Source organism: Arthrobacter sp. ISL-69 (assembly GCF_018613775.1).
Taxonomy (GTDB): domain Bacteria; phylum Actinomycetota; class Actinomycetes; order Actinomycetales; family Micrococcaceae; genus Arthrobacter.
Genome location: NZ_JAGGPO010000019.1, coordinates 67,753 through 79,975, shown reverse-complemented (window position 1 = coordinate 79,975; position 12,223 = coordinate 67,753). Strand labels below are relative to the sequence as shown.

The following is a 12,223-nucleotide window of genomic DNA, read 5'->3' as shown; positions in this document are numbered from 1 at the left end:
AACGCCAGTGGAAATTGCTCAGCCGAAATCCGCTACTTGCATTTGGCGGCGAGCCAGGCCGTAACCGGGGTCATGGCGGCGTCGAACTTTCCGCTCGAATACACCGTCTGGTCGCTCAGCCCGGCGACGGCAACATCGTTAAGGTTGGCAAAATCGGCTTTGAGCTCGTCCGGAACCCGTTCGGCGGTTTCGCTGAGCTCAGCCTTGAGCTGCTCCAGTTCCGCCGTTTTGCCCTGGGCGGCCGAGAGCGGGAACAGCGAGGCGCCGGTGGCCTGCTGGGAGATGGTGGTGCACGCCTCCGCTGCGGAAGGGAAGTCCCCGTACGGCCCGGAACTCTTGCTGGGTGTCGCCGCTGCCGTGGCGGTTGCGGGAGCGGACGACGACGGCGCGCTGCCGGCTTCGGGCGCGGAGCATGCGGTGAGTGCCAGTGCGGCAAAGAGGGCGGCTGCGGTCAGAGGGCGTGCAAGGTTTTTCAAGAGTCACTTTTCTGGTTGAGATTGCGCCGCCCGCTCCGTTCCGGCAGCTGGCGGCATTGGCGTTCTGTCCCCGGCGTGCGAGTCTAGCCCGGATGACGTGCGGGATTCCACGCGGGACCGCGGACGTCCGTATATAAGAGGTACAAAAACGGACAGGGGCGTCCGGATAATTCCGGACGCCCCTGCTGCTGCGGGTGTGAAGCTACGCGGCGGTGTTACTTGTAGAGACCTTCGCCGCCAACCTTGAGGTTGGTGGGCAGGTAGCCGAACGGGCCGAGGCCGTTCTTGCCAAAGCTGCGGTCCACCTGGGACACGCCGTCACGGAAGTTGATCTTCACGGTGGGCGAGAGTGAGCCGCCGCGGACGCCGTTCACGTTGTCGATGAAGGACTGCACCAGGCCGCCCGGCTGCACGTAGTGCGAGTAGGCCTGGAACTGGCGGCCGTTCTGGTTCGGGGTGGGAGCCTCCGGGGACTCGGACGGAAGGTTGAGGTCCGTCGGTGAGCCCAGGGCCAGGCCGCTGTTGTTCATCGGCTGGTAGTCGGAACGGACGCCGTCGCCAACGAAGCCGTAGACACCGTCCGGTCCGCGCATGCCGGCTGCGTAGGTGAACTGGTGGCTGATGGTGAACAGGTAGTACTTGTTCTTGCCGCCTTCGTTCTGGATGAAGATCTGCGGACGCTCAGTCTGGTCGTTGACGCAGTTGGCGGAGAGGACCGGCGGCAGGAAGGACCACTTGGTCAGGTCCTTGTTGTCCGCCACGGCCAGCCCGACGTTGGCGGTCTGGTAGTAGGCGCCGCTGCTGTTGACCTCGTTGAGATTCTCGGCGTTGGGGTCGCCGGGCTTGTAGCCCAGGTCCTCGGGCTTGCACTCGTATTCGCCGCGCTTGCCGCCGGTGTTGCCTTCGAAGACCATGAAGGTCTTGCCCGGGTGGGCCGGGTCCGCGAAGGTGTAGGGGTCGCGGAAGGCGAAGCCCGGGTTCTGTGCCTTGTTCTGGTACATCTTGCCGTCCGGCTCAAGCAGCTTGGTGTGCTGGAAGCCGTCGAACGTGACGCCGTTCTTGTCGGCGTGGATGTTGCCCAGCGCCTTGGCGATGGCTGCGTCCGGCGCGATGCCGCCGCCGCCGGCGTTCCGCTCGGCCACGTCGTAGAACGTGGTGGCCGTGTAGAACACGTTGACGTGGTTGCCCTGCATCAGGCGGGTGGAGCCGGACCATTCGGTGTTGCCGATGGACGTGTTGTCCAGGAACAGGTGTCCGCCGTAGTTCCACTTGTCCTTGGCCGGGTCGGCGTTGGTCTTGCGGAAGAAGTAACCGATCCGGGCGTTCCAGTGGCGCTGGTCGAAACCGTAGCCGGCGTGCCGGTCGGCGACCAGGGAGAAGATGACGTCGTAGCCCTTGTAGCTGATCTGGTTGGCGTTCTCGTCAGTCAGGGACCAGGTGTCCCAGACCCAGACGTCGTCATTCATGGCGGGGAAATCCTCGGGGATTTCCGGCATGGTGACGTCGGGGCTCATGGAGTTCTGGCCGGGCGTCACTGTGGAATCGCTCTGCGCCATGATCTGCTTGGCGTCGGCGCGGGTCCATTTGGAGGTGAAGTCCGCCGCCGGGTCGTAGGCCTTCTGGCTGTGATCGGTGGGCAGCGGGAAGCCGGGGGTGGGGGCAGGCATCTGCTCAGCGGCGGGCGGGTCCGCGGGTTCGTTGGCCTGTGCCGACGGAACCGCAAGGAAGGCAGAGGCCGCCACGGCCGCTGCCAGTGCTGCGGCGGCGGGGCGCCACCGCAGCATCCGGGGTGTGTTGGGGTGCTTGTGCATTTTTTGCTCTTCTCGCGGAGTAAGACCATTCGTGGAAGACGGGCATATGCCCTTTTTCCCGAAACTCCGGCGTTTCCCGATGACACGGCAGGCGTCACCGAGGACGCCTTTGTGTCGAGGGGTTCGGGGCTTGGGTAGGGCCCCGGGAGGCGACCCGAAAGATGATCTCTTCCGGCGCCGGTTTCCACGCTAGGCGGGCCGCGGCCTCTTATCAAACCATGTTTCGGGCCGCCAAAAACCGAGGTTCGCTCCATTTGTGCAAGCGCTTACATTGCCCATTGCGCGCGCGTGCCACAGGAGATTTTCCACGTCAAATGTTGCATCTTAAATCAGATTTAGTGTGAAATATCACCCTCCGGCCACCACCGGTTCACCTTCCTCCACGGCTTGGAGCACGCTTATCCGGAGCCTGTCACCAGCACATCCTGATACGCTGCCCGGCCGTCGAACACGTTCAGCCCCACCCTTCCGGAGGCCAGCGAAGCGTCATCGACGGCCAGGATTTCGGCGCCGTCGAGCGTCACGGTCAGCCGCTCCCCCGCGGCCCGGGCCTCCAGGCTGTAGCTGACGCCGTGGTTCAGCAGCAGCGGGACACTGGCCAGGACGCTGCTGGCGGGATTGAAGACGCCGTCCTGGAGCTTGAAGATCCGCGCCAGCCGCAGGTTCGGGTCCACGTTGACGTAATACGCCGTGGAGCCGTCGGCCGAGGCACGCAGGAGCACCGAACCTGCGCCGCCGTAACCGCGACCGGGCACCTGGTCGCTGTTACGCATGGCCCCGGCGTAGGGCACACCGCCGAAACGCACGGTCGCCGCCACCCGGACGTCCGAGTAGGTGGCCTCGCTCATGGCGGTGGAGTCCTTGTCGAACATGCCGGCCAGCCCCGCTCCCGTGCTTTCCCAACGGCCGCCCGGAACCACCGAGTAGGAGCCGAGGTTGTGCCTCGCGGTGCCGGTTGCTGCGGAAAGGACGGACGACGGCGGAGCTCCGGTGAGGCGCGAGGTGTCCGCGAGCTGGTGGACTTTCGCGGAGACCAGCCTGGCGTTGCCGCCGCTTGTGCTGAAGGACAGCCCCGTGGAGGCCGGGTCTGGGAAGACCAGGGAGGTTATGGCTGCCGTGCCGTCTCCGCCGAAGACTTCAACCGAGGATGAATCCACCAGCGCCCTCAGCTTCACGCGGCGCTCTGTGCCGCCCCCGGAAGCTGTCACGGTTTCGGAACTCCACGCCGTGCTGGAGTTGTCCGCCGCCGCACCCGCGAAATATCGGGTGAAGTCCGCCCTGCCGGACTGTCCGCGGTCCAGCGTCATGGTGCCGGCTCCCGTCCCAGCGCCGGTGGCATAGCGGAGCAGCGTTTCCTGGACGGTGCCGCCTGCCGGGCCTTTCCGGAGCCCGAAAGTGAAAGCCGAGGCACCGCCGGAGGAGGGGATCGCCACTTCGGCTTCCAGTTCGAAGGACCGGCCGGAGGCGGCCGCCAGCGGGTTGGCTGATGTTGGTGTGACGGTGACCTCGGACGCCTGCCACGTTGACGTCCGCAGGCCGGCCAGTTCGGCCACCGGTTCCTGTCCAAGCCGGAGTCCGGCGCCGGGAACATCCTTCAGGCTGAGCTGCCGCGGGACGCTCAGCTGCCCGTTCCACCGGCCGGTGGGCGGGCTGAAGGCATAGTCCCAGTTGCTCATCCAGCCGAGCATGATGCGCCGGCCGTCCGGGACACCGAAGAAGCTCATGGCCGCGTAGTAGTCGCGGCCGGAATCGGCCTGCAGGACCTGCTCCGGACCGGTGTCCGCGGTGAATGCGGCCCCGTTCCACGTCCCGGTGACGTATTGCGCGGCGGAGCCGTTGGTTGGCCTGACGGCACCCGTGCTCCACCACAGCACCCAGCGTCTGACGCCGGGCTGTCCTTCCACCGGCAGTTCAAAGAAGTCCGGACATTCCCAGACCCCGCCGCGGACCCAGTCGCCGTAGCCGAACGCGCTGGTGAACGTCCAGTGGACCAGGTCCGTGGACGTGTGGAAGCGCAGGTGGTCGCCGCCGGCCACCACCATGATCCACTTGCCGCTCGCGGCGTCCCAGGTGACCTTGGGGTCCCGGAAGTCCCAGCCACCATCCGGACCACCGGGGTTTTCCACGACGGGCGCGGCCTGCACCAGCGCCCAGGTGCGGCCGTGGTCCTTGCTGTACACGGCGCGCACGGACTGGTTTCCGTTGGCGGCGTCGTGGTTGAAGCTCGTGTAGAACGCCACGAGCCCCTGGCCGCCGTCGAACAGCCCGCTGGCATTGGTGGCGTCCACCACGGCGGAACCGGACCAGGACTCGCCGGCCGCCAGGTGCGGCAACGCGATGGGCAGCTGTGTCCAGTGCAGCAGGTCGGTGCTGACGGCGTGCGCCCAGCGGCCGCGGTCCTGGTGGAAGAGGTGGTATTCGCCGTCCAGATAGACCAGTCCGTTGGGGTCGGAGCTGTTGCCGGAATTCTGGCTGTAGTGGTATCCGGGCTGGTAGACGCCGTTCATGTAGCTGGCGACATCGTCTGCCCGGACATTCTGGAAGTAGGCTCCGCCGCCGCTGACGCGCAGCCCGAAGCCGCTGCCCGCTCCCGTTCCGGCGGGCCCGGAGACGGCCTGGACGCCATTGATCAGGGCTGTTGCCTGGGCGCCCCGGACCGTGAGCTGGACGCGGTTGAGCTGGCCCGCGGCAAAGCTGTCCGGCGGAACGGACCCGCTGGCCAGGACGGTTCCGGTGCTGCGGTCTTTCAGGAGCACCGTACCTGCGCCGGGGTCCACCCGGAGTTCGGTGCCGCCGGTGCCGTCGGCTGCGCTCCGGACCACGACGGCGGCCGTTGCCGGTGCGGCGACGTCGAGGTCGAGGGACGCGACGACGTCGGACGCTGCCGCCGGAACGGAGCGTGCGGCTTCCGTACCGGCAGGCAGGCCGTCCGTCGCGCCGCGGATGCCGCGGGCATCCGGCTCCCAACTGCCCGAAGAGGTCCGCCAGCCCTGCAGGGACGTGTCGAGACCCTTGAGGGCCATCCCCTGGAACACGGTGGCGCCGTTGAAGGCGAGCAGACCAACGTGGCCGGAGCCGTGCGCGGTGTCAGTAGCGGTGATCACCGGGGCATAGCCGTTCGGGTCCAACAGGTCCGTCTGCCAGCGCACGGCGAGCTGCCCGCCGTCGGCCGTCACCCGCAGCCGGTACACCGCGTTGACCGTGACGCCCGTGGCGTAGGTGCCCAGGGTGGCGTTGTCCTCGATCCGGTACAGCCGCAGCCGGCCCGCGTTGGCGTCCACTTCTGCCGCGTAACCGGCAGTTCCGGCAGCGTTGGTGCGGAACAGGACGGCACCCACGGCATGGGCCGACGTCACCTGGATGTCGGCGGTGAAGTCCGTGACCTGCGGGGACTGGCCGGTGGCGACGGCCCTGATGTTGGCGCCGCCGGGAGCAGCACCCCGGAAACCGGTGGCGGTGGCAGTCCAGTCGGAAGCGTCGGCCAGCCAGCCGCTGACGTTGGCGTCGATGGTGCGGACCCGGGGCTGGCTGAAGTTCACTGCGCCGTTGTAGGCGTGGAGCCCCACATGGCCGTCCTGGTACCGCTGGTCCGAGGTGTCGATGCGGGCCACGCCGTCCACTGCCACGTAGATCCGCGGTCCGTCCACGTGGACGTCCACAGAGTAGCTCCGCCCGGTATCCAGCGGGACTGCCGCGGACGGCGCCACATCCTCGCCGGTGGCCAGATCGAAGAGCCGGACCCGGTCAAGGTTCGGATCGATGGTGGCCGCGTAGCCGCTGCTGGCATCGGCCGCGCCGCGGAACACCAGCGCTCCCACGGCGTGGGGGCTGCCCGGGTCCACGGACACGTCGGCCGTATACCTCGCGGTCCCGCTGATGCGCTGCTCACTGATGGCAGCGGCGTTCTGGTCCGGCGGGACGACGGCGGACTGGCCGCCGCCGGACGTCCGGGTCCAGCTTCCGCTGACGGGCACCACATCGGGCATGGGGCTGGTGCTGCTGCCCAGCGTGATGGGCCCGGTTCCCGGAACAGCACGGGCGGGCGGGGCCATCATGGCCGGGGCCAGAACGGAACCCGCAGCCAGGGTGCCAAGGCCGAGCGCGGCCACGGTAAAACCTGCAACTAACCTTTTGGACATTCAGATCGCCTTTGATCTTGGAAAATGCTCAGGATGGACTGATTTAGGCGGGCCCCTGCCGGGGTGGGCCCGCCTCGGTGGGGCGGGCCCCCGGTGGGGTGGCGTGGCAGTGCTAGGGGAACAGCGGGCGCGGGCCGCCGAAGACTCCCTCCATGCGCCAGGCGTCCAGCTGCTGCAGCCGGACCGTTCCAGCCGCCGACAACCGGACGGCCTCCCCGCCGAGGGTTGGATACGCCCGGGCCGTCAGCGGCTTCCCGTTGGCGAAGATCTCCAGCGCCGAGCGGTCCGCCAGGACACGCAGGCGCAGCTTGCCGCCGGGCAAATGCACCGGACCGGATTTCTCCTCGGCATCCACGGTCCGGTCCAGGCTGCTGTGCTCGCGGTCCAGGAGCACATAGGACTGCGGGACGCCGCCGCTGCCGACGTCGTATCCGACCTCGATGACTGTCTCCTCGGCCCCGGTAGCCAGTATCCCCAGCCGGAAGACGCTCCCAGGCTCCATTTCGAGGTCCAGTTCGAGGTCCAGCTGGTTTCCCGAAACCCCGGCGAGCACCTCGCCCGCGCCAACGGTGCGGGGACCGATCCGGACATGGTCACGCCGCAGCGACTCCACCTCCGGCACAGGAGCGAAGGACAGTTCCCCGTCCGGGTCGAGGGTGGCCACCCGGGGCAGGCTCATCACGCCCGACCAGCCGGCCTCCACCATGGCGGCCTCCGTCCGGCCCTCCTGCAGCCAACCGAACATGACCCGGCGGCCGGATCCGTCCGCAAAGGACTGCGGGGCATAGAAGTAGCGTCCGCCGTAGTCGAGCCGGTGGAGTTCCCGGGGCGTGTACGAATCCCCGGCGTAGCGGCCCGTCCAGTAGAGCGGGTGGCGGGTGTGGCCGTCGTCCCAGGCTGAGAAGACGAACACGTCGGTGCCGGGTGTCCGGTCACCCACAGCGCCGGCCCCCAAGGTCCCCCCGCCCGCGCGGAACAGGTCCACGCATTCCCACATGGTGCCCTGCCAGTCCGTGGCTGCCTGGTCGCCGGCGGCATCGCCGATGAACAGCGGGCCGATGTACTCCCAGCGGCGGAGGTCGGCGGACTCATACAGGAAGGCCGTGCCCCCGCGGCCGCGGATTCCGGATCCCACGAGCTGGCGCCAGACTGTGCCCTCCCGCCAGACGCAGTGGTCACGGTAGGCGGTGATGTCCACACCGGCCGGTGGCGCCGGAATCACCGGGTTTTCGGGTGCTTTGGTCCAGGTCAGGAGGTCCGGCGAACCGACCGCCACGCAGGGCAGTTCGCGCTCCCCGAGCCTGCCGGAGTACACCAGGGTGGGCGTGCCCCCGTCGTTCACCAGCACACCGGACCAGCAGCCGTCGGCGTCCGGCCCGCCGGAAGGCTCCAACGCCACGGGCCGGTCGGTCCAGTTGACCAGGTCCGTGCTGGTGGCATGGCCCCACAGGATGCGGTGGTGGAAGGCGCCCTCCGGGTTGTACTGGTAGAAGAGGTGGTAGGTTCCGTTCCACTGGCTCACCCCGTTGGGATCGTTGAGCCAGCCTGCGGGCGAGACGAAGTGGAAGCGCGGGCGGTGCGGGTCTGCCTCGGCCCGTGCCACGAGCTCATCCCGTGGCACGGTGGCCAGGGGGTGGGTCAGTTCGGTCATGCGGAAGCCTTGTTTTCTGTGCGGGATTCGTCGGTTGGCGACGCGTCCGGGGATTCGAGGGGCTCGGCGGACAGGGCATGGCTCGCTGCCGTGGCCGGAGGCCGGTAAAGGTGGCAGCGGACCCAGTGCTCGTTGGCGGGATCGCCGACGCGGTGCCGGACAGGTTCGGTGGCGGAACAGCGCTGCTCCGCGTCGCCGTCGAACGCGCACGACGCCGACTCCATCACGGCGGCGCGCAGCGCCGCACGCTCGTGCGGGTCATAGGATCCGGTGCGGGCGGGGTCCGGCACGGCCGAGACCAGCAGCCGGGTGTACGGGTGGGCCGGGTTGGCCAGCAGGTCAATCGACTCGCCTTCCTCCACGAGTTCCCCGGCGAACATCACGGCGATCCGGTCCGCCAGGTAGCGCGCGGAGGCGAGGTCGTGGGTGATGTAGAGCATCGAGATGCCCTGCTTGTCACGCAGCTGGCGCATCAGGTTCAGGATGCCGATCCGCACCGAGACGTCCAGCATGGAGGTGGGTTCATCCGCGAGGATCACTTCGGGTTCAACGGCGAGCGCCCGGGCGATGGCCACGCGCTGCCGCTGCCCGCCGGAGAGTTCGTGCGGGTAGGAGTTGAGCATGTCCGGGGTGAGTCCCACCGTCGTCATCAGCTCATCCAGGCGGCCGCGCAGCTGCTCCGGTGTCCCGGCCTTTCCGTGCAGGGTCAGCGAGCGGGTGAGGAAGTGTTCGATCCGGTGGACCGGGTTGAGCGAGCCGAACGGATCCTGGAACACCATCTGCAGCCGGGACCGGTATTCCCTGGATGCCTGGAACCGGTCGCGTTTGAGGACGTCCGTTCCGTCGATCAGGATCTGGCCGGCGGTGGGCTTCTCCAGCCGCGCGATGCAGCGGGCCAGGGTGCTCTTGCCTGAGCCGGACTCCCCCACGAGCGCCACGATCTCGCCTTTCCTGATGGCGAGGTCCACGCCGCCGAGCGCCCGGACCGAGGCCCGGGAAAACAGGCCGCCGCTGTGGAAGTCCTTGACCAGGCCTTTCACTTCGAGGGCGGGAGCTCCGGCCGGGGTGAGGTCCGGCGCCTTGGCTGCCGGGGCCGGCCGTGCTGAAACCGGGGTGCTCATGGCTGTGCTCCTTGGAGGACGGGAAGGGGCGAAACGAAGTGTCCGGGCGAGACTTCCCGGAGGTCGGCGATGTTGCTGAACTTCACGCCGTCGGCCAGGCCCGTCAGGGGAACACGCGGTCCGGTGAGCGGAGGGAAAGCCCCCATGAGTGCCTGCGTGTAGGGGTGGAGCGGGGCGGCGTGGATGTCCTTGGCTTTGGCAGTCTCCACGATCCGGCCGCCGTACATCACGGCCATCCGGTGCGAGAGCTCCACCATGAGGGACATGTCGTGCGTGATGAACAGGACGGAGAAGCCCAGTTCGCGCTGCAGCTCCTTGATCTGGGCCATGATCTCCTGCTGCACCACCACGTCCAGCGCGGTGGTGGGCTCGTCCAGGATCAGCAGCGAGGGCTTGAGCGCGACGGCCATCGCAATCACGGCCCGTTGCCGCATGCCGCCCGAGAGCTGGTGCGGGTAGGAGTTCAGCCGGGCGGGGTCAATCCGGACGAGTTCCAGCAGGCCGGCTGCCCGCCGCAGCGACTCCTTCCGGGTGTAGCCGGCATGGGTGGTGTAGATATCCACGATCTGGTCGCCGATGGTCATCACCGGGTTCAGCGAATTCATGGCGGACTGGAACACCATGGCCACGTCCTGCCAGCGGAAGCGGCGCAGCTCTTCCTGCCCCATGGCCAGGACGTCCTTTCCACCGAAGCGGATGCTGCCGCCGGCGATCTCCGCCGGGTCGCGCAGGAGCCGCATGATGGCGTTGGCGATGGTGGATTTTCCGCAGCCGGATTCCCCGGCCAGGCCGAAGATCTCACCGGTGCCGATGCTGAACGAAACGCGGTCGACGGCGGTAGTGGAGCGGGTGTCGCCGCGGTACTTCACGGTGAGGTCCCTGATTTCCAGGACCGGTTCGTGGGAACCGAAGGAGGTCTGGGAGACGGTCATGCCGATGCTCGCTTTCCGGGTTTTGCAGGCGTGGGCCTGCGGATCTTCCTGAGCTGTATTTTCCTCAGTCGAGGGTTGGTGACCTCGTCCACCGCGTAGTTGATCAGCGACAGCGAGAACGCCACCAGCGCGATGCACAGGCCGGAGGGCACGAACACCCACCAGCTGCCGGTGAGCAGGGCGCCCTCGTTGCCGGCCCAGTAGAGGTTGTTGCCCCAGGAGACCGTGCTGACGTCGCCGAGGCCCAGGAACTCGAGACCGGCCTGGGCGCCGATGCCGTAGATGATGCAGGCCAGGAGCGTGCCCATCACGATGGAGGCCATGTTGGGCAGGATTTCGCGGAACATGATCCGCAGGGGCCGTTCACCGGTGACCACGGCCGCGGCCACGAAATCCTTGGACCGGATGGACAGTGCCTGGGAGCGCAGCACCCGCGCCGAGCCGGCCCAGCCGGTGACCACGAGGACCAGGATCACGGTGCCGAGCCCCGGCGGCAGGAACGCGGCCAGGATCACCAGCAGCGGCAGCCCGGGCAGGAGCAGGAACACGTTGGTGGTGAGGGACAGGGCCTCGTCGATGAACTTGCCGAAGTAGGCCGCGGCCAGGCCCACCAGGATGCCGATGAACGTCGAGGCGAAGCCTACGGTCAGGCCCACGAACAGGGAGCTGCGTGCACCGTGGATGGTAAGGGCCAGGACGTCCTGGCCCTTGGCGGTGGTGCCCAGCCAGAACTCGGCATCGGGCTCCTGGGACGCCATGCCGGTGATTTTGGAGGGATTGTCCGGGTAGAGGACGGGGGCCAGGAGCGCGAGGGCGATGAAAATGAACAGGATCGCCGCGCCCGTCATGGCCTTCTTGTTGGTCAGCAGGCCGTGCAGCAGGCTGCGGTTGGGCCTGCGGACGGAGGCTCCGGGCGGGAGTCCGGCGCCGCCGTCGGGCGTTCCTGCCGTGTTCCCGGCGGGGGTCTCCCCCGACACGGTGGAGGCGGTGGTTGCGATGGAAGAGGTCATGGTCCGTCCTTCCTAGTTGGCGCGCACGCGCGGGTCGAGGCGGACGTAAAGGATGTCCACGAGGAAGTTGGCCAGCAGCACGGCGGCCGTGATGGTCAGGAAGAGCCCCTGCATCAGCGGGTAGTCGAGGCCCTGCACGGCGTTGAGCAGCTGGTAGCCCACGCCGGGGTAGGCGAACACCACCTCGGTCAGCAGCGCACCGCCCACCACGAAGCCCAGGCTCATGCCGAAGCTGGTGACGGACGGCAGCATGGCGTTGCGGGCGGCGTAGCGGAACATAATCCGGCCGGGGCGCAGGCCCTTCGCCTCGGCCATGGTGATGTAGTCCTCGGCGTTGGTGGCGATCATGGTGTTGCGCATGCCCAGCATCCAGCCGCCCACCGAAACCAGCACGATGGTGAGGGCCGGCAGCACGAGGTGCATGCCGACGTCGGACATGAACTCCCAGCTGAAGCTGGGCTCAATGGTGTCGCTGAACGCGTGGCGGATGGGGAACCAGCCCAGCGTGACGCCGAACAGGTAGAGGGCACCCATAGCGAGCCAGAAGTACGGGAAGGACCCGATGAAGATCAGGAAGGGTGGCAGTGCCGAGTCGATGGCTCCGCCGCGCCGCCAGGCGGCCAGGATGCCGAGCAGGTTGCCCACGACGGCGGCAATCACCAGCGCGGTCCCGCCCAGCAGGAGCGTCCAGCCCACCTGCGAGGCGATGACTTCGGTGACCGGGGTGGGGAAGCGGGAGATGGAAACGCCCATCTGTCCGGTGACCATGTTGTGCAGGTAGCCGACGTACTGCTCCCAGATGGGCCGGTCGTCGACGCCGAGCAGCTTGCGCAGGGCCTCGATCTGTTCGGGCTGCATGCGGTCCTGGGTGCGGGCGAACATGCGGGATACGGGGTCCCCCGGCATAAAGCGCGGGAGGAGGAAATTCAAAGTGATGGACACCCAGAAGGCGATCAGGTAGAAACCCAGGCGGCGCAGGATAAAGCGCACGGTTTCCCTCCATTCGGGAATTGCGGAAGTGGGGCGGCGCGCCCGGTGCCGTGGCTTGGTGCCGGGCACGCCGATGCTGCTGGTGGGGCGGGG

At 67.9% G+C, this 12,223-nt stretch carries 8 protein-coding genes; all 8 read right to left on the bottom strand.

The features are described from left to right. Positions 1-32: 32 nt before the first annotated feature. Positions 33-476, bottom strand: a complete 444-nt coding sequence (locus J7I79_RS15000; protein WP_214954449.1) for a hypothetical protein — start codon at positions 474-476, stop codon at positions 33-35. A gap of 215 nt (positions 477-691) precedes the next feature. Beyond that, on the bottom strand, positions 692-2,287 hold the full coding sequence (locus J7I79_RS14995) for a glycoside hydrolase family 68 protein (RefSeq protein WP_104173704.1): 1,596 nt from the start codon (positions 2,285-2,287) through the stop codon (positions 692-694). Positions 2,288-2,685: 398 nt separating this feature from the next. Further along, positions 2,686-6,426 carry a glycoside hydrolase family 32 protein gene (locus J7I79_RS14990; RefSeq protein ID WP_214954447.1) on the bottom strand — a complete coding sequence of 1,247 codons (3,741 nt, stop codon included), beginning with the start codon at positions 6,424-6,426 and terminating at the stop codon, positions 2,686-2,688. 112 nt (positions 6,427-6,538) lie between these two features. Continuing rightward, positions 6,539-8,077 carry a glycoside hydrolase family 32 protein gene (locus J7I79_RS14985; protein ID WP_214954445.1) on the bottom strand — a complete coding sequence of 513 codons (1,539 nt, stop codon included), beginning with the start codon at positions 8,075-8,077 and terminating at the stop codon, positions 6,539-6,541. Then, complete coding sequence (locus J7I79_RS14980; RefSeq protein ID WP_214954443.1) at positions 8,074-9,198, bottom strand: ABC transporter ATP-binding protein; 1,125 nt, start codon at positions 9,196-9,198, stop codon at positions 8,074-8,076. Before J7I79_RS14980 ends, J7I79_RS14985 begins: the two co-directional genes overlap by 4 nt. Beyond that, positions 9,195-10,130 (bottom strand): ABC transporter ATP-binding protein, encoded by a 936-nt coding sequence (locus tag J7I79_RS14975; protein ID WP_214954441.1) that lies wholly within the window; start codon positions 10,128-10,130, stop codon positions 9,195-9,197. Before J7I79_RS14975 ends, J7I79_RS14980 begins: the two co-directional genes overlap by 4 nt. Continuing rightward, a complete protein-coding gene (locus J7I79_RS14970) occupies positions 10,127-11,140 on the bottom strand; it encodes an ABC transporter permease (protein ID WP_251042836.1) in 1,014 nt (337 codons plus the stop codon). Before J7I79_RS14970 ends, J7I79_RS14975 begins: the two co-directional genes overlap by 4 nt. A gap of 12 nt (positions 11,141-11,152) precedes the next feature. Then, the gene (locus tag J7I79_RS14965; RefSeq protein WP_214954685.1) at positions 11,153-12,130 is read right to left on the bottom strand and encodes an ABC transporter permease; all 978 of its coding nucleotides are present in this window, start codon (positions 12,128-12,130) and stop codon (positions 11,153-11,155) included. Positions 12,131-12,223 lie beyond the last annotated feature (93 nt).